The organism is Streptomyces sp. G-G2, assembly GCF_030063135.1.
Lineage (GTDB): Bacteria > Actinomycetota > Actinomycetes > Streptomycetales > Streptomycetaceae > Streptomyces.
In genome coordinates this window covers 21,157-37,786 of record NZ_JASISO010000061.1, presented here as the reverse complement: position 1 = coordinate 37,786, position 16,630 = coordinate 21,157, and the positions used below count along the sequence as shown (strand labels likewise).

The 16,630-nt window shown below is 71.5% G+C and carries 16 protein-coding genes and 1 rRNA gene; 14 read left to right on the top strand and 3 right to left on the bottom strand.

All coding sequences use genetic code 11. The features are described from left to right. Positions 1-8: 8 nt before the first annotated feature. From rrf to QMF80_RS33675, 9 genes are all read left to right on the top strand, one after another. Positions 9-125, top strand: a 5S ribosomal RNA gene (gene rrf / locus QMF80_RS33715). Positions 126-204: 79 nt separating this feature from the next. Then, entirely contained in the window at positions 205-858 is a 654-nt protein-coding gene (locus QMF80_RS33710) for an HAD family hydrolase (protein WP_283460482.1), read from the top strand. Positions 859-901: 43 nt separating this feature from the next. Then, positions 902-2,140 carry an MFS transporter gene (locus QMF80_RS33705; RefSeq protein ID WP_283460480.1) on the top strand — a complete coding sequence of 413 codons (1,239 nt, stop codon included), beginning with the start codon at positions 902-904 and terminating at the stop codon, positions 2,138-2,140. Then, the gene (locus tag QMF80_RS33700) at positions 2,091-3,260 is read left to right on the top strand and encodes an acetoin utilization protein AcuC (protein WP_283460478.1); all 1,170 of its coding nucleotides are present in this window, start codon (positions 2,091-2,093) and stop codon (positions 3,258-3,260) included. Before QMF80_RS33705 ends, QMF80_RS33700 begins: the two co-directional genes overlap by 50 nt. Positions 3,261-3,359: 99 nt before the next feature. Continuing rightward, on the top strand, positions 3,360-4,175 hold the full coding sequence (locus tag QMF80_RS33695) for a phosphatase (protein WP_283460476.1): 816 nt from the start codon (positions 3,360-3,362) through the stop codon (positions 4,173-4,175). A gap of 140 nt (positions 4,176-4,315) precedes the next feature. Then, complete coding sequence (locus tag QMF80_RS33690) at positions 4,316-4,525, top strand: helix-turn-helix domain-containing protein (RefSeq protein WP_008738568.1); 210 nt, start codon at positions 4,316-4,318, stop codon at positions 4,523-4,525. 151 nt (positions 4,526-4,676) lie between these two features. Beyond that, positions 4,677-4,775, top strand: coding sequence for a 30S ribosomal protein bS22 (locus tag QMF80_RS33685; protein ID WP_003948845.1), 99 nt, complete (start codon positions 4,677-4,679; stop codon positions 4,773-4,775). Positions 4,776-4,866: 91 nt separating this feature from the next. Continuing rightward, positions 4,867-5,958, top strand: coding sequence for an NAD-dependent epimerase/dehydratase family protein (locus tag QMF80_RS33680; RefSeq protein ID WP_283460386.1), 1,092 nt, complete (start codon positions 4,867-4,869; stop codon positions 5,956-5,958). After that, positions 5,958-7,010: a lysophospholipid acyltransferase family protein gene (locus QMF80_RS33675; RefSeq protein ID WP_283460384.1), complete on the top strand. Its 1,053-nt coding sequence runs from the start codon at positions 5,958-5,960 to the stop codon at positions 7,008-7,010. The genes QMF80_RS33680 and QMF80_RS33675 overlap by 1 nt, the downstream gene beginning before the upstream one ends. Before the next feature lie 45 nt (positions 7,011-7,055). Here QMF80_RS33675 and QMF80_RS33670 read toward each other — a convergent pair whose 3' ends face one another. The 3 genes from QMF80_RS33670 to QMF80_RS33660 all read right to left on the bottom strand — a co-directional run bounded on the left by QMF80_RS33670 (position 7,056) and on the right by QMF80_RS33660 (position 10,690). Then, positions 7,056-8,267, bottom strand: coding sequence for a DUF5667 domain-containing protein (locus QMF80_RS33670; RefSeq protein ID WP_283460382.1), 1,212 nt, complete (start codon positions 8,265-8,267; stop codon positions 7,056-7,058). A gap of 190 nt (positions 8,268-8,457) precedes the next feature. Beyond that, positions 8,458-9,267, bottom strand: coding sequence for an ECF subfamily RNA polymerase sigma factor, BldN family (locus tag QMF80_RS33665; protein ID WP_283460380.1), 810 nt, complete (start codon positions 9,265-9,267; stop codon positions 8,458-8,460). Positions 9,268-9,640: 373 nt separating this feature from the next. Next, complete coding sequence (locus tag QMF80_RS33660; protein ID WP_283460378.1) at positions 9,641-10,690, bottom strand: HAD family hydrolase; 1,050 nt, start codon at positions 10,688-10,690, stop codon at positions 9,641-9,643. A gap of 71 nt (positions 10,691-10,761) precedes the next feature. On the opposite strand from QMF80_RS33660, the gene QMF80_RS33655 reads away from it, so the two are divergent. The 5 genes from QMF80_RS33655 (at position 10,762) to QMF80_RS33635 (ending at position 16,566) form a co-directional block, all read left to right on the top strand. After that, the gene (locus tag QMF80_RS33655) at positions 10,762-11,040 is read left to right on the top strand and encodes a glutaredoxin family protein (protein WP_283460376.1); all 279 of its coding nucleotides are present in this window, start codon (positions 10,762-10,764) and stop codon (positions 11,038-11,040) included. 273 nt (positions 11,041-11,313) lie between these two features. Continuing rightward, positions 11,314-12,126, top strand: coding sequence for a redox-sensing transcriptional repressor Rex (locus QMF80_RS33650; protein ID WP_283460374.1), 813 nt, complete (start codon positions 11,314-11,316; stop codon positions 12,124-12,126). Beyond that, positions 12,123-13,937, top strand: a complete 1,815-nt coding sequence (locus tag QMF80_RS33645; RefSeq protein ID WP_283460372.1) for a glutamyl-tRNA reductase — start codon at positions 12,123-12,125, stop codon at positions 13,935-13,937. The genes QMF80_RS33650 and QMF80_RS33645 overlap by 4 nt, the downstream gene beginning before the upstream one ends. Next, positions 13,934-14,902 carry a hydroxymethylbilane synthase gene (hemC, locus tag QMF80_RS33640; RefSeq protein ID WP_283460370.1) on the top strand — a complete coding sequence of 323 codons (969 nt, stop codon included), beginning with the start codon at positions 13,934-13,936 and terminating at the stop codon, positions 14,900-14,902. Before QMF80_RS33645 ends, hemC begins: the two co-directional genes overlap by 4 nt. Beyond that, entirely contained in the window at positions 14,899-16,566 is a 1,668-nt protein-coding gene (locus QMF80_RS33635; protein WP_283460368.1) for a bifunctional uroporphyrinogen-III C-methyltransferase/uroporphyrinogen-III synthase, read from the top strand. Before hemC ends, QMF80_RS33635 begins: the two co-directional genes overlap by 4 nt. The last annotated feature ends 64 nt before the right edge of the window (positions 16,567-16,630 follow it).

Below are 16,630 nucleotides of genomic sequence, written 5' to 3'. Positions count from 1 at the left end.
CATAGAGTTTCGGTGGTCATAGCGTTAGGGAAACGCCCGGTTACATTTCGAACCCGGAAGCTAAGCCTTTCAGCGCCGATGGTACTGCAGGGGGGACCCTGTGGGAGAGTAGGACGCCGCCGAACAATTTTTCCGGGAAAGCCCCGCACCTTATGGTGCGGGGCTTTTCTGCGTTCCGGGCCCGGTGTGCATAGGGTCAGGGGTATGAGCTACGACCTCGTCATCTTCGACAACGACGGCGTGCTGGTGGACAGTGAGCCGCTGTCCAACCGCATTCTGTCCGGGTACCTGACCGAGCTGGGGCACCCCACCTCGTACGAGGAGTCCCTGCGCGACTACATGGGGGCCGCCGTGCACCGGGTGCACGACCTGGTCCTCGAACGGACCGGCGAGCGGCTCCCCACCGGCTTCGACGAAACCCTGCACGCCCGGGTGTTCGCCGCCTTCGAGCGGGACCTGCGTCCCGTGCCCGGAGCCGAAGCGGTGCTCGAAGAACTCACCGCGCGCGGGATCCCGTACTGCCTCGCCTCCTCCGGGAGTCACGAACGGATCCGGGTCGGACACCGCACCACCGGGCTCGACGAGTGGTTCGAAGAGGAGTGGATCTTCAGCTCCGAGGACGTCGGCAAGGGCAAGCCCGCCCCGGACCTGTTCCTGCACGCCGCCCGGAGCATGGGGGTGGATCCCGCGCGCTGCGTCGTCGTCGAGGACAGCCCGCTCGGGATCCAGGCCGCCCGTGCCGCCGGGATGGACGTCTTCGGGTTCACCGCGATGACCTCGGCCGAGAGGCTCGCCGGTGCGACCGGCCTGTTCGGGGAGATGAAGGAACTCCCCGGGCTTCTCCAACTCGATATGTGATCGCTCTACCCACGGGTAGCACCCGCGCCTACGCTGAGCCGCCATGACAGCAGACGTGCGGCTGCGCCGTGGACGAGGGTCCCTGGGCTTCAGCTTCTTCGTACAAGGCGTGACCTTCGCCCTCCTCGTGACCCGGATCCCCGCCATCCAGGACCAGTACGGGATATCCGACGGCCTCCTGCCCGCCTTCCTCGCCGCCGTTCCCGTCCTGGCCGGGGTGGCGAGCGTGGGCACCGAGCATCTGGTGAAGCGGGTCGCGCCCAGCACCATACTGCGCTGGGCGCAGCCGCTCGTGCTGCTCGCGCTCCTGGGCGCCGGGGCCGGGACCCGGATGTGGCACATCGCCCTGGCGCTGGGGGCGTTCGGGCTGGCGGTGGGCGCGCTCGACGCGTCGATGAACATGCTCGGGGTGAGCCTGCAGCGGGCGTACGGCCGGAGCATCATGCTGGGCTTCCACGCCTCGTACAGCCTCGGCGGGATCCTCGGGGCGTCCGCCGCGTGGGCGTGCGTGCACTGGCACCTGACGCTCTTCACCAGCTACCTGCCCGCCGTGGTGGTGCTGCTGCCGCTCGCCTTCGCCGCGAGCCGGTACTACGCCGACACCCCGGCCGCGGTCCCCGGCGGGAAGCTGGGGGAGCCGGGGGCGGCGGCGGAGGGCTGGCCCGCCAAGGGCGGCCGGCTGCTGCTGCCGCTGTGCCTGGTGATGGCGTGCGCGTACATCGGGGACTCCACGGTCTCCAACTGGAGCGCCAAGTACCTCAAGGACGTCCTGGGCAGCTCCGAGCAGCTTTCGACCGTTCCCTACAACGTGTACATGGTGACCACCCTGCTCGGGCGGGCCGTCGGTGACCTCGGGGTGCGGCGCTTCGGCGCGGCGGCCGTGGTCCGGGCCGGCACGGTCGTCGCGGCGGGCGGGTTCGCGGTGGTGGCCGCCGCGCCCGGGGCGTGGGTGGGCATGCTGGGGTTCACCCTGCTGGGGATCGGGCTGTGCGTGATCGTGCCGCAGACCTTCGCGGCCGCCGGGCGGCTGTTCCCGGGGGCCTCGGACACGGCCGTCGCGCGGCTGAACATCTTCAACTACGTGGGGTTCCTGGTCGGGGCTCCGCTGGTCGGCGCGCTCGGGGACGCCTGGAGCTACCGGGGGGCGATGCTCGTGCCGATGGCGCTGGTCCTGGTGACCCTCTTCTACGCCCGCTCGTTCGCCGCGGAGGGCGCCCGATACGGTGTTGGGCATGAGCGGCCGCGGGTTGTTGATGTGGGACGAGGCGGTAACGAAGTATGACTTCGGGCCGGGCCATCCGATGGATCCGGTGCGCCTGGCGCTGACCATGGGCCTGGTGCGGGCCTTCGGGCTCGACCGGGAGATGGATGTGCGCGCGGGGAAGGCCGCCGGTGACTCCACCCTGCGGCTGGTCCACCGGGGGGACTACGTCGCCGCGGTGCGGGAGGTGTCCGCCGATCCCGGGGTGGCCGACGGCTCGTACGGGCTGGGGACCATGGATGATCCGGCCTTCCACGGGATGCACGAGGCCTCCGCGCTGATCGCCGGGCAGTCGGTGGCGGCGGCGGAGGCGGTGTGGCGCGGGGACGCGGCGCACGCGGTGAACTTCGCGGGCGGGCTGCACCACGCGATGCCCGGCGGGGCGGCCGGGTTCTGCGTCTACAACGACGCGGCCCTCGCCATCGCGCGGCTGCTGGAGCTGGGGGCCGAGCGGGTGGCCTACGTGGATGTGGACGTGCACCACGGGGACGGCGTGCAGGCCGCTTTCTGGGACGACCCGCGGGTCCTGACGCTCTCGCTGCACGAGCACCCGAGGACGCTGTTCCCGCAGACCGGGTGGCCGGAGGAGACCGGCGGTCCGGCCGCCGAGGGGTCCGCCGTGAACGTGGCGCTGCCCGCCGGGACGGGGGACGAGGGGTGGCTGCGGGCCTTCCACGCCACGGTGCCGGAGCTGCTCGCGGACTTCCGGCCGCAGGTGCTGGTGACCCAGCACGGCGCGGATACCCACTTCGAGGATCCGCTCGCGCACCTCGCGGTGTCGCTGGACGCTCAGCGGGCCGTGCAGGAGGCCTGCCACGACCTCGCGCACACGTACGCGGACGGGCGGTGGCTGGCGTTGGGCGGCGGGGGGTACGCGATCGTGGACGTCGTACCGCGGTCCTGGACGCACCTGGTGGCGATCGCCGCGCACCGGCCCCTGGCCCCGGAGTCGGTGGTCCCGGCGTCCTGGCGCGACGAGGTGTACGCGCGGACCCGGCAGCCCGCTCCGGCCCGGATGACGGACGGGCGCACGCCCGGGTGGCGGGAGTGGGAGGCGGGGTACGACCCCGCGGACCGGATCGATCAGGCGGTACTGGCTGCCAGGCGCGCGGTGTTCCCGCTGCGCGGGATGCTGACCTGAGCGCGCGGACGGCGCCCGCGCAAGTGCCACATTAGGCCAACTGTGGGGCTGTTTCGATGAATTGGCGATCGCCGGGGTCACGTGCGGCAGCATCGGAGGGTGTTGAGCACCGGCGCCCTGCGTGCGCATCTGCTGGCCGCCCGGTTGGCCGGGCCCGTCGCCACCTCCCGCGAGGAGAGCCTGCGCAGCTACCGGCTGTTCGCGGCGCGTGATCCACGAGTGCTGCTGGGGCTGGACCCGGACGGGGGCTGGGCGCAGTGCGACCTGCTGCGGCTGATGGCGGACAAGTGCGGGGTCTCGGCGGATCCGGCGCACGTCAGTGGTCCGGACGTGATCGATCCGGAGCGGACGCTGGCCGGGCTGGACGCCTTCGCGGGGCGGTTGCGGGAGGCGGCGCTGGCGCGGGCCCCGGTGCTGTTCGGGACCGGTCACCCGCACCGGCTCCTGGGGTTCTACGTCACCTTGGCCGAGGCGTTGTCGGCGGTGGGCTGTGTTGTTCTCACTCCGGCGCGGGGGGTGGGGGTGGACGTCGCTACCCGGTTCGGCGTACGTACGCACTGCCTCGACTACGTACGGGGGGTCGCACTGGTACGGGAGCCCGGCGTGCGCCCGGCGGGGAGTGCGCCCGGCGCGCACAGTCATTCGCCGCTGCCGGTTCGGCTGGCGCTGGGGGCTCTGGCGGAGTCCGGGGGGCCGTTGCCGGAGCTGGTGGTGGGGGACCACGGCTGGGTCTGCGGGGCAGGTCAGCTGGGTTTCGCGGCCATCGGGCTGGCGGACACGGACGATCCCGCGCTGTTCGTGGGGGAGGCCGAGGGGAGGGTCGCGGTGGCCGTTCCGCTTGATGACGCGGTGCGCTCGGACTACTACCGCCCGCTCACGCGGTACGTGCTGGGGCGGGCGGGTCTCGCGGGCTGAGGTGTGGCCGGGACTGGTGGCTGTAGCTCCTCTTCCCCACTCGTATCACCCGCCCCTACTCTGGGGAGTGAGCGTGCGACGACGGGGCGTAACCGGAGGGGAAGCCGGTGCCCCTCATGTGCGGAAGGTCAAGGTGTGTCATGGCTGCTGGCGAGAGGCCTCTCAGTGAGGTTCAGTTCCTGACCGTGGCGGAGGTCGCCTCGGTGATGCGAGTGTCGAAGATGACCGTGTACCGGCTGGTGCACAACGGTCATCTGCCCGCAATCCGGGTGGGCCGGTCCTTCCGGGTCCCCGAGAACGCGGTTCACGAGTACCTCCGAGAGTCCTATGTGGGGGTGGAGTCGGCTTGAGACTGAGGTCCTGGCCTCCCTCGGCCGCATGCGGATTACGGACCTGGAGTGTTGGCGGGTAGGCTAGGCCGACGTAGGTCGTGTGGGCCCAGACGCCCCGCACCGATCCCCGTTAGCGCGGGGATGTTCCGAGAAGTGAGCGAGGGTAGTCGTGGGCTCTGTCATTAAGAAGCGGCGCAAGCGGATGGCCAAGAAGAAGCACCGCAAGCTGCTCAAGCGCACCCGCGTGCAGCGTCGTAACAAGAAGTAAACGGCAGCTGTACGTGTTTTCCACAGCCCCTCCACCATTCTGGTGGAGGGGCTGTGGTGCAGCCGGGGGACGACGAGGGAGGCGCTGAGCAGTGGGGAAGGTCGTGCTCGTGACCGGGGCAGCCCGGCAGCTGGGAGGCCGATTCGTACGCCGGATCCAGCGCGACCCGGATGTCGAACGGGTGATCGCGGTGGACGCGATGACTCCGCCGCACCGGTTGGGTTCCGCCGAGTTCGTCCGTACGGACATCAGACAGTCGGCGATCGCCAGAGTCCTGGCGGAGTACTCCGTGGACACCGTGGTGCACCTCGCGGTCACCGGAGGCGCCGGTGTGGGAGCGGGCGGTGCGGGAAGCGCCGTCAAGGAAACGAACGTCATCGGCACGATGCAGCTGCTCGGGGCGTGCCAGAAGTCCCCGACGGTGCGGCGCCTGGTCGTGAAGTCCAGTACCAGCGTCTACGGAGCGGCCCCGCGCGATCCGGCCGTCTTCAGCGAGACCACCCAGCCCAAGTCACTGCCCTCCGTGGGCTTCGCCAAGGACGCGGTCGAGGTCGAGGGCTATGTGCGGGGCTTCGCGCGCCGCAGGCCCGATGTGGCCGTGTGCGTCCTGCGCTTCGCGAACATCCTGGGGCCCTTCGCGGATTCGGCGCTCGCCGAGTACTTCTCCATGCCGGTGATGCCGACCGTCCTCGGGTACGACCCGCGGCTCCAGTTCGTGCACGAGGACGACGTGCTCGACGTCCTGCGGCTGGCGGCCGGTGAGCCGCGGCGGGGGACGCTGAACAGCGGGACCTTCAACATCGCCGGGGACGGGGTGCTGTTGCTGTCGCAGTGCTCGCGGCGGTTGGGGCGGCCGACGGTGGCGCTGCCGCTGCCCGCGCTGACGTGGGTGGGGTCCGCGCTGCGGGCGGTCGGGGTCACCGACTTCTCGCCGGAACAGATCAGACTTCTCACGCACGGGCGGGTCGTGGAGACCTCCCAGATGCGGGAGGTGCTGGGATTCAAGCCGATGTACACCACCACCGAGACCTTCGCGGACTTCACGCGGAGCCGGGGGAACGGGCTGCTGCCGCCGGAGCGGGCGGGGCGCGCCGTGGACCGGGTGGCGGGCATGCTGAAGGTCGACGTTGCCGTTGCAGGATCCGCAGCCGGATCCGGGGCCGAAGAGGGAGCGCAGCGATAGTGGCGGACGCCAAGGTCATTCCGTTCGACGAGGACCGGCCGCGCAGGCGGGCCCGGCGGGTACGGGCGGTGGCCGAGCCCGACGCGGGCGCGGGGACCGGCGCCGGCACCGGGACACGGGCCGGGGCCGGGACCGGGACCGTGAGTGCGAAGGCGGCCGGTGCGCCGGAGGCGCCGAGCGGTCCGGTGGCCGCGGTGGAGCGGGCGGCGCCGAGCGGCTGGGAGCGGCGGCTCGCGGGCGGCCTGGCCTTCCTGCGGCGCCGGGTCACCGGTGACTACGAGGTCGACGACTTCGGGTACGACAAGGAACTCACCGACCAGGTCCTGATGTCGGTGCTGCGGCCGGTGTTCGACAAGTACTTCCGGGTCGAGGTCAAGGGCATCGAGAACATCCCGAAGGAGGGTGGCGCCCTGATCGTGGCCAACCACTCCGGGACGCTGCCGCTGGACGGCCTGATGCTGCAGGTCGCGGTGCACGACCACCATCCCGCGCAGCGGCACCTGCGGCTGCTCGCGGCGGACCTGGTGTTCATGCTGCCAGTGGTGAACGAGCTGGCGCGCAAGGCCGGGCACACGCTCGCGTGCGCGGAGGACGCGCAGCGGCTGCTGGAGGCCGGGGAGCTGGTCGGGGTGATGCCCGAGGGCTTCAAGGGGATAGGGAAGCCGTTCGAGGACCGGTACAAGCTGCAGCGGTTCGGGCGCGGTGGTTTCGTGTCGACGGCGCTGCGGGCGGGAACCCCGATCGTGCCGTGCTCGATCGTGGGGGCGGAGGAGATCTACCCGATGATCGGCAACGCCAAGACGCTGGCGCGGCTGCTGGGGATCCCGTACTTCCCGCTCACGCCGACGTTCCCGTGGCTGGGGCCGTTGGGGGCGGTGCCGCTGCCGACGAAGTGGACGATCCAGTTCGGGGAGCCGATCGCCACGGACGGGTATCCGCCGGAGGCGGCGGAGGACCCGATGCTGATGTTCAACCTGACGGACCAGGTGCGGGAGCAGATCCAGCACACGCTGTACAAGCTGCTGGTGCAGCGTCGGTCGGTGTTCTTCTGACCGGTGGGGTGCCGGGGCTCGGTCCCGGCACCCCACCCGTCATGGCTACTCCGCGTTCTCGCCCTTGATGCCCAGGCCCGGGAGCAGTCCCGGGAGCAGGGGCGGCAGGGTGATCTCCGGCTTCGGGATCTCCGGGGCGATCGGCGGGACCTGGCCGCTGCCCGCCGAGGGCGGGTCGAGCAGGCCGCCGGCGCCGCCGATGAGGCCGCCGGTGCCCGGGGGCTGGGAGCCCGAGGGCGTGGGTGCGGGCCCGCTGGTCCCCTGGGAGGGGGCGGTGCCCGCGGCCGGGGGTGCGGACGGCTGTTTGCCGCTGGTGCCCGGCTTCGACGGGGTGGACGGGGAGCCGGAGCCCCGGGTCTGTTCCGGTGGCTTCGGAAGCAGGCCCTGGAGCGGTTCGACGTCATCGTCTATGGCCTTGAAGACCGACGTGACCTGTTCTCCCACGTCCGTGAGCTGTGCCGGGAGCTTCTCGCGGAGCTTGCCCCACGCGTCCCGGTGGGAGCGGGAGAACGACGACAGGGTCTGGATCGGGCCGAGCGAGCCGTCCCGTTCATAGGCCGACTGGAGGAGGCGGTGGCCTTCTTCCGCGTCGTGCTTCATGCCCGCGAGGGCCCGGCGGATCTCGCCGAGTGCCTCGTGGTCCAGGGAGCCCGGCGATCTGCCGCGCTCCATCAGCCTTCGCGCCTCCGACAGGCGGTTCGAGGCCTGGTCGAGATACAGCTCGCCCCGGCCCGCATCGTTGTCGGCCATGTCCAGCCTGATGTCCTCCATGCCCAGCTTCACCGGGTACAGGGAGTCACCCGGCAGGGCGTCGGTGCTGGCAGCGGCTACTCCGCTGAAGGCTCCCGCGGCCACACCGACCGTGAGGCCACCCGCTGCGATGCCCTTGGACCAGCGGGAGCGGGGCCGCAATTTCCGGAGCGGGGTCGCCCGGTGGGCGCCGCGACCGGTCCGCTGTTCGGGCACCTGAGGGTCCGAGGCGGCACCGCCCCCGGCCCTCTCCTCCATCACCATGGTCTCCATGGCTGCAATGAGCTGGGCTCTTTGCACCATTTTGACCTCGGCGTCCATCTGCGGGCGTGGCATTTCGCCGAGCGCGCTCGCCAGGGCCAACAACCGGTCGTGGTCGGCAGGTTCGGCAGGTGCCTCGGACTGCTCGGCCGCCGGCTCCGGTTCCGAAGATTCGGACGGGGTCCGATCCTCCAGGGCCTGGGCGAAGGCGTTCGCCCGCCGGTGCGGAGAAACGTTCGCGATCACTGGCGGCACCTCCTCTCGTCATGACGATCGACTCCCCAGGGTGTCCGGATGGTTGCCTTCCTTGAGCACTTCCACCCTTTCGAGTGGTCGGCTTCGGGCGTGGCGTGTCCACAGGGAGCCTGCATTCCGCACAACGAGCGACGCGGCACTTGGGTTACGGACGAAGGATGATCGGACCACAGCGTCATGGTCAGCGGGCGTCGTCCGGGAGGAGCCGGGCCAGGGTCCGGACCGCCCGGTACTGGAGGGTTTTGATCGCGCCCTCGTTCTTCCCCATCACCCGGGCCGTCTCGGCGACCGAGAGCCCCTGCAGGAAGCGCAGGGTCACGCACTCCTGCTGCTGTGGGTTGAGTTTCCGTACGGCCTCCAGCAGGGCCGCGTTGGAAAGGGACTCCAGGACGGCGTCCTCGGGGCTGCGCTCCACCTCGTTGGCGTCGAGCATCTCGCCGGTGGTGACCTCGAGGCGGAAGCGGCTGGACTTGAAGTGGTCCGCCACCAGGTTGCGCGCGATCGTCACGAGCCAGGCGCCGAAGTCGCGGCCCTGCCAGGTGAAGGTGGAGATACGGCGCAGCGCGCGCAGGAAGGTCTCACTGGTGAGGTCCTCCGCGGTCGCTTTGCCGCCGACGCGGTAATAGATGTAGCGGTAGACGGTGTCGCTGTACTGGTCGTACAGGCGACCGAAGGCATCGGCCTCGCCGGCCTGGGCCCGCTCGACCAGATCCATCATGCGGGCGCTGTCGCTGTCCGCGGTGGGACGGCGGGTGGTCGGCGTGCTCGTACTGGTGCCGCTTGATCCGGCTCCCGCGCGGCCGCGTCTGCCCACGGTCGCTCCGCCATCCGTCAGGGCATAGCAAGGACCTACGGGGCCGAGGCCGGCGGGGACCGAGGCGGCGAAAACGGGGACGGCGTACGCGGTGGGGACGAAGCCACGCAGATGGTCGATGACCGTTGCGCGCAGCGTAGCCAGGCCCGAGGCGTCAACCCCGACAGGTGGGTACACGGGACTCCCAGAGGCAGAGCTTCCATCACGTGCAGTGCGGGACCGTTCACTCGTCGTGGCGACGAATGGGCGGTGGCATGCGTTTGAGGAGAATAACGCTTCGTACAGGCAGCGCTACACCTAGTTGCTCAAATCACCGGTTCCGTCGCTTCTGTTGCGTGTCGAGGGCATATTCAGTCGCGTTCGGTGATCGGTTATTGATCACATCTGCACGCGGAATGGCGGCTTCCACGGCGGCTCACGACCGAGTCGGGCATGCCGGAGTGCCGCGTCCGGGACGCGGGTAGAGGTGGGGGAATGCCCGTCGCGGGCCCGGGAGACGGGCGCGCGGAGCCCTGCCGCCGGGCGGGAAGCCCGTGGTTGCGGGGGAGTACTACTTGCGGCGGCGGCGCAGGGCGATCGCGGCGGCGGCGCCGCCCGCGAGCGCGCCGACCCCGGCGGCGGCCGGAACGCCGACCTTCACGGCCTTGCGGCCGGTGCGGTAGTCGCGCAGCCGCCAGTCGTGGGCCCGAGCGTGCTTGCGCAGTTTTGTGTCGGGATTGATCGCGTACGGATGTCCGACCAGGGACAGCATCGGAATGTCGTTGTGCGAGTCGCTGTACGCGGCGCAGTGGGCGAGGTCGAGTCCCTCGGCGGCGGCCAGCGCGCGCACGGCCTCGGCCTTGGCGGGGCCGTGCAGCGGCTCGCCGACCAGCCTGCCGGTGTAGATGCCGTCGACGGACTCGGCGACGGTGCCCAGGGCCCCGGTCAGGCCGAGGCGGCGGGCGATGATCGTGGCGGTCTCCACGGGGGCGGCCGTGACCAGCCAGACCTTCTGGCCCGCGTCGAGGTGGGCCTGGGCCAGGGCGCGGGTGCCCGGCCAGATCCGCTCGGCCATGTACTCGTCGTAGATCTCCTCGCCGATCGACATCAGCTCGGAGACCCGGTGGCCCTTGACGATGGACAGGGCGCTGTCGCGGGCGTCCTGCATGTGCTCGGGGTCCTCGACCCCGGCGAGCCGGAACCAGGCCTGCTGCCAGGCGAAGCGGGCCAGCTCGCGACGGCGGAAGAACTCGCGCTTGTAGAGGCCGCGGCCGAAGTGGAAGATCGCGGCGCCCTGCATGACGGTGTTGTCGAGGTCGAAGAAGGCGGCGGCGAGGTCGTCGCCCGCGACGGGGAACTCCGGCTCCGGGGGTGCGGCCGGTGCGGCGGGCACCTCGCGCTCCGCGGCCTCGGGGCCCGGTGGGGTCGCGGAGTCCAGCGAGAGGGAGATCCCGGCCGGATCGTCGGCCAGCGCGGTCTTGCGGGCGGCCTCGGCGGAGGCCTCGCCCGCCAGTACGCTCCGCGCGGTGGCGGAGCGCCTACGGGGGGTGAGCCATCCCCATGCGGCACGCGTCCCGAAGGGACTCCTACCGGGGTGATGGTCGGGCGACGGGCGGGACATGACGCGAGCATAGCCACTGTGTTCGGAACTTCCCGAACCAGCCGGATTCCCCGGCGGTGAACAATGGATGCATGAGCCCTTTGTCGCGCCGTAAGGAAAAGAAGCGTGCCGCCGAGCGGACCGTCACGCTGATCGGGAAGCCGGGGTGCCATCTCTGTGACGACGCCCAGGAAGTGATCGAGGAAGTGTGCGCGGAGACGGGGGCGCAGTGGGAGAAGAAGGACATCTCGCAGGACCCGGAGCTGTACCGCTTGTACTGGGAGCAAATTCCGGTGGTCCTGATCGATGGCGAACAGCACACCTTCTGGAGGGTGAACCCTGACCGGCTCCGTCGGTCATTGGGGGCTTGACCCGTTCGCCGGTTACCATCATGGGCGATTTATGGGGTCTCGGGGGCGTATCGATGAGGAGTGTGCACCGTTTTGCCCCCTTCGGGATTTGAACGGGTTCGGCGCGGCGATGGTTCCGCGTCGGCGTGGCCGGGTCGCGTGACCCCGGTCACTTTGCTCGGACAAATTGGACACTATCTTTGTGCACGCGTTCACAAAGACATAGCCTGCTTCCGACGGGGTGGTCCTGGGACAAGAGGCCACCTGCAGCCCCGCTCATCCCGCAGGAGCATCGTGGCAACTGGCCGAACTCACCGACCGGCGACCCGCAGCCGAGGTATTCCCGAGGCCACTGTCGCCCGGCTTCCGCTGTACTTGCGCGCCCTCACGGCGCTCTCCGAGCGCTCGGTACCCACGGTGTCCTCCGAGGAACTGGCGGCCGCCGCCGGAGTGAACTCCGCGAAGCTGCGCAAGGACTTCTCCTACCTCGGGTCCTACGGCACCCGGGGCGTCGGATACGACGTCGAGTACCTCGTCTACCAGATCTCCCGCGAACTCGGGCTGACCCAGGACTGGCCGGTCGTCATCGTCGGCATCGGCAACCTCGGCGCCGCCCTCGCCAACTACGGCGGGTTCGCCTCGCGCGGCTTCCGGGTGGCCGCGCTCATCGACGCCGACCCGGCCATGGCCGGGAAGCCGGTCGCGGGCATGCCGGTGCAGCACACCGACGAGCTGGAGAAGATCATCTCGGAGAACGGCGTCTCCATCGGGGTCATCGCGACCCCGGCGGGCGCCGCCCAGCAGGTCAGCGAGCGGCTGATCGCGGCCGGAGTGACCTCCATCCTGAACTTCGCGCCGACCGTCCTGTCGGTGCCGGAGGGCGTCGACGTACGCAAGGTCGACCTCTCCATCGAGCTCCAGATCCTCGCCTTCCACGAGCAGCGCAAGGCGGGCGAGGGCGCCGCCGCGGCGGCCGAGGCCGCCGGCGGCGAATCCGCCGCGCTCCCCCTGCCGCAGCCCGCCGCGACCCGGGCCCCGGCCACCGCCGCCGCCCCGCCGCGCAAGAGCGGCCCCGAGGGCGACGTACCGGCGGTGATGCCGGCATGAGTCTGCTCGTCGTAGGGCTGAGCCACCGCAGCGCCCCTGTCAGCGTGCTGGAACGCGCCTCGCTCTCCACCGATGCCAAGGCGAAGCTGCTGCACGACACCCTGGCCGCCGAACCGGCGACCGAGGCGGCCGTGCTCGCCACGTGCAACCGGATCGAGCTGTACGCCGACGTGGACAAGTTCCACGCCGGTGTCGCCGAGCTGTCCACGCTCCTCGCGCAGCACAGCGGGGTCGCGCTGGAGGAACTCACTCCCTATCTCTACGTGCACTACGAGGACCGGGCCGTCCACCACCTCTTCTCGGTGGCGTGCGGGCTGGACTCGATGGTCGTGGGCGAAGGCCAGATCCTCGGCCAGATCAAGGACGCGCTGGCGCTCGGGCAGGAACTGCACACCGCGGGCCGCCTGATCAACGACCTCTTCCAGCAGGCCCTGCGGGTCGGCAAGCGGGCGCACTCCGAGACCGGCATCGACCGGGCCGGGCAGTCCCTCGTCACCTTCGGGCTGGAGCAGCTGGCCGGGCGCGTGCCGGTGGCCGAGTGGGCCGCGGGCAGGCGCGCCCTGGTGATCGGCGCCGGGTCGATGTCCTCGCTGGCCGCGGCGACGCTGGCGCGGGTCGGGATCGCGGAGATCGCGGTCGCGAACCGTACCGCTGCGCGGGCCGAGCGGTTGGTGGAGATCCTGGCCGCGGGCGGCTCTGCCGCGCGGGTCGTCGGCATGGGGGACGTGGTCGGTGAGCTGACACGAGTCGACGTGGTCGTTTCCTGTACCGGGGCCACCGGGCTGGTGCTGACCGGGGACGACGTGGCCAAGGCCGTGGGCGACGCCGAGGCCGGGGCCGGGGGTGCCCTGCGGGGCTCCCGGGGCTCCGCCCCGGACCCCGCGCCTCAAACGCCGGCGGGGCTGGAGAGTGCCTCGGCCGGGCTGGGGAGTGCGGCTCGGACGGGGCTGGAGAGTGCGGCTCGGACGGGGCTGGAAGGTGCGCCTCGTGGTGGGGCGACGCGGGTGGCCGCCGGGCTCGGTAGTGCCGCGGTTGTCGCTCGGCTCGTCGCCGCCGCCGAGGCGGGTGGGCGGATCGCCGACGCCGGGGCCGCGCGGACGCTGACCGCTGCTGCCGTCGCCGAGCTGGACGGGTGTCCCGTCGGGTTCGACGCGCCCAGCGCGGACGGGCGCACCGCGCTCACCGGGGTCGACGCCAACGCGCTCGAACTCCACGGAACCTGGGCCGACCAGGGTGAGGCCGCCGCCCAGCGGCAGCCGCGCCGTACCGGACGGGCCCGGGACGCGGGGGCGGACGTACGGCTCGCGCTCCTCGACCTGGCGATGCCCCGCGACATCGACGCCGCCGTGCACCGGATCCCCGGCGTGCGCCTCGTCGACATCGAGTCGCTCGCCGAAGCCTCCGCGGACGCGCCGATGGCCGCCGACGTGGACGCCGTACGCACCATCGTCGCCGACGAGGTGGCCGCCTTCGGGGCGGCCCAGCGGGCGGCGCACATCACCCCCACCGTCGTCGCCCTGCGCGCGATGGCCGCCGAAGTGGTGGCCGTGGAAGTGGCGCGGCTCGACGGCCGGGTACCCGACCTCGACGAGCGGCAGCGGGCCGAAGTGACCCAGACCGTACGCCGCGTCGTCGACAAGCTCCTGCACGCGCCGACCGTGCGCGTCAAGCAGCTCGCGAGCGAGCCCGGCGGCGCCGGGTACGCCGAGGCGCTGCGTGAACTTTTCGACCTCGACCCGCAGACGGTGGCATCCGTCAGCCGGGCTGACGCGGCCGATCCGAAGAACGACGACCCAGGACGGGCATCATGAACTCACGTCCCGACCAGCCCCTCCGGCTTGGGACACGGCGCAGCAAACTGGCCATGTCCCAGTCAGGACACGTCGCCGACGCGGTACGCGCCATCACCGGGCGGCCCGTCGAACTCGTGGAGATCACGACGTACGGCGACGTCTCCAAGGAGCTGCTCGCGCAGATCGGCGGCACCGGTGTGTTCGTCACCGCGCTGCGCGACGCGCTGCTGCGCGGTGACGTCGACTTCGCCGTGCACTCGCTCAAGGACCTGCCGACCACGCAGCCCGACGAGCTGGTCATCGCCGCGATGCCGCCGCGCGAGGACTCGCGCGACGCGCTCGTGGCGCGCGACGGCCTGACCTTCGCGCAGCTGCCCGACGGGGCCCGGATCGGTACCGGTTCGCCCCGCCGGGCGGCCCAGCTGAACGCCTACGCCCGCGCGCTCGGGAAGGTCATCGAGACCGTGCCGATCCGCGGCAACGTGGACACCCGCATCGGGTTCGTGCACTCCGGTGAGCTGGACGCGGTGGTCCTGGCCGCCGCCGGGCTCAACCGGATCGGGCGCGGTGACGAGGTGACCGAGCTCTTGTCGGTCGACAACGTGCTGCCCGCCCCCGGCCAGGGCGCCCTGGCGGTCGAGTGCCTCGCGTCCAACGCGGACCTGATCGCCGCGCTCGGTGAACTCGACGACCCGTACACACGGGCCGCCGTCACCGCCGAGCGCTCCCTGCTCGCCGCCCTGGAGGCCGGTTGCAGCGCCCCCGTGGGCGCGCTCGCCGACCTGCTGGCCGACGGGCAGACTGTCAACGCCATGCGCCTGCGCGGTGTCGTCGGAACGCTCGACGGCTCGACGCTGGTGCAGCTGTCCACCACCGGACCCGTCCCCCACTCGTACGAAGAGGCAGTGGCGCTCGGCCGCGAACTCGCGGACGAGATGCTGGCCAAGGGCGCGGCCGGTCTGATGGGGGAGCGATCCCTGTGAACCCCTCACGTCCCACCACCTCCGCCTTCGCGGCCGTTCCCGCGCACGGGCACGTCACCTTCCTCGGTGCGGGCCCTGGCGACCCGGGGCTGCTGACGCTGCGCGCGGTCGAGGCCCTCGCGGCCGCGGACGTGCTGATCGCGGAGCCCGAGGTGCTGGATGTCGTCCGTACGCACGCGCGCACGGGTGTCGACACGCCTCAGCTGACGGTTGCTGACGAGAAGTCAGCAGCCGCTGGTGTCCCGGTGATCCGGGATGCCGCCAATCTTGTCATGGAGGCCGCACGCTCCGGCAGGCGGGTGGTCCGTGCGGTGACCGGTGATCCCGGTCTCGACGGGAACGCCGCCGAGGAGATGCTGGCCTGCGCCAACGAGGGGATTCCCTTCGAGGTGGTGCCGGGTGTCGCGAACGTGGTGGGTGTACCCGCCTACGCGGGTGTGCCGCTGCGCGGCCGGTCCGGCGCCGACGTGCGCTTCGTGGACGCGAAGAACGCCTCGGCCCGCTGCTGGAGCGAGGTCGGCGCCAGCGACGGGATCGTCGTGGTCTCGGCGACGCTGGAGACCGTCGCGGCCGCGGCCGCGGAGCTGGTGAGCGCCGGGCGCAAGCCCGACACCGGCCTGACCGTGACCGTCGGCGGTACGACGACCCGCCAGCGGACCTGGAACGCGACCCTGGGCACGATCGCCCAGGTGTTCAAGCAGGGGAAGGTGCTCCCGTCGCCCGAGGGCGGCCGGCCGGTCATAGCCGTGGTCGGTGAGCACGGCGCCGCCGCGCGGCGCGAGGAGATGGCCTGGTTCGAGTCGAAGCCGCTGTTCGGCTGGCGCGTGCTCGTACCGCGGACGAAGGAGCAGGCCGCCTCGCTCTCCGACCAGCTGCGTTCCTACGGGGCGGTGCCGCACGAGGTGCCGACCATCGCCGTGGAGCCGCCGCGCACCCCGCAGCAGATGGAGCGGGCGGTGAAGGGCCTGGTGACGGGCCGCTACGAGTGGATCGCCTTCACGAGCGTCAACGCGGTGAAGGCGGTGCGGGAGAAGTTCGAGGAGTACGGGCTCGACGCGCGCGCCTTCGCCGGGATCAAGGTCGCCGCGGTGGGCGAGCAGACCGCCGCCGCGCTGGTCGAGTTCGGCGTGAAGCCGGACCTGGTGCCCAGCGGCGAGCAGTCGGCTGCCGGGCTGCTGGAGGACTGGCCGCCGTACGACCCGGTCTTCGACCCGATCGACCGGGTCTTCCTGCCGCGCGCCGACATCGCGACGGAGACGCTGGTGGCCGGGCTGATAGAGCTGGGCTGGGAGGTCGACGACGTCACGGCCTACCGGACCGTGCGCGCCTCGCCGCCGCCCGCGGACACGCGTGAGGCGATCAAGGGCGGCGGCTTCGACGCGGTCATGTTCACCTCGTCCTCGACCGTGCGCAACCTGGTCGGGATCGCGGGCAAGCCGCACAACGTGACGGTCATCGCCTGCATCGGTCCGGCGACGGCCAAGACGGCGGAGGAACACGGCCTGCGGGTCGACGTCCTGTCGCCCGAGCCGAGCGTCTCGAAGCTGGCGGAGGCGCTGGCCGAGTACGGCGCGGCGCGCCGCGACGCGGCCAAGGAGGCCGGCGAAGTGGTGTGCCGGCCGAGCGAGCGTCGTCCGGGTGCGCGTCGTCGCCGTACGACCTGACCGGTAGCGGAATTCCCCCACTGGGGCCCGGGCGCGCAGCGCACCCGGGCCCCAGTGGCGTGCT

What these genes read in the sequence shown, in the direction of transcription:
- QMF80_RS33690 (WP_008738568.1), top strand. Translation starts at nt 4,316, where the DNA reads ATGGCTGCTGGCGAGAGGCCTCTCAGTGAGGTTCAGTTCCTGACCGTG.
- QMF80_RS33655 (WP_283460376.1), top strand. Translation starts at nt 10,762, where the DNA reads ATGAGCCCTTTGTCGCGCCGTAAGGAAAAGAAGCGTGCCGCCGAGCGG.
- hemC (WP_283460370.1), top strand. Translation starts at nt 13,934, where the DNA reads ATGAACTCACGTCCCGACCAGCCCCTCCGGCTTGGGACACGGCGCAGC.
- QMF80_RS33705 (WP_283460480.1), top strand. Translation starts at nt 902, where the DNA reads ATGACAGCAGACGTGCGGCTGCGCCGTGGACGAGGGTCCCTGGGCTTC.
- QMF80_RS33710 (WP_283460482.1), top strand. Translation starts at nt 205, where the DNA reads ATGAGCTACGACCTCGTCATCTTCGACAACGACGGCGTGCTGGTGGAC.
- QMF80_RS33700 (WP_283460478.1), top strand. Translation starts at nt 2,091, where the DNA reads ATGAGCGGCCGCGGGTTGTTGATGTGGGACGAGGCGGTAACGAAGTAT.
- QMF80_RS33660 (WP_283460378.1), bottom strand. Translation starts at nt 10,690, where the DNA reads ATGTCCCGCCCGTCGCCCGACCATCACCCCGGTAGGAGTCCCTTCGGG.
- QMF80_RS33645 (WP_283460372.1), top strand. Translation starts at nt 12,123, where the DNA reads ATGAGTCTGCTCGTCGTAGGGCTGAGCCACCGCAGCGCCCCTGTCAGC.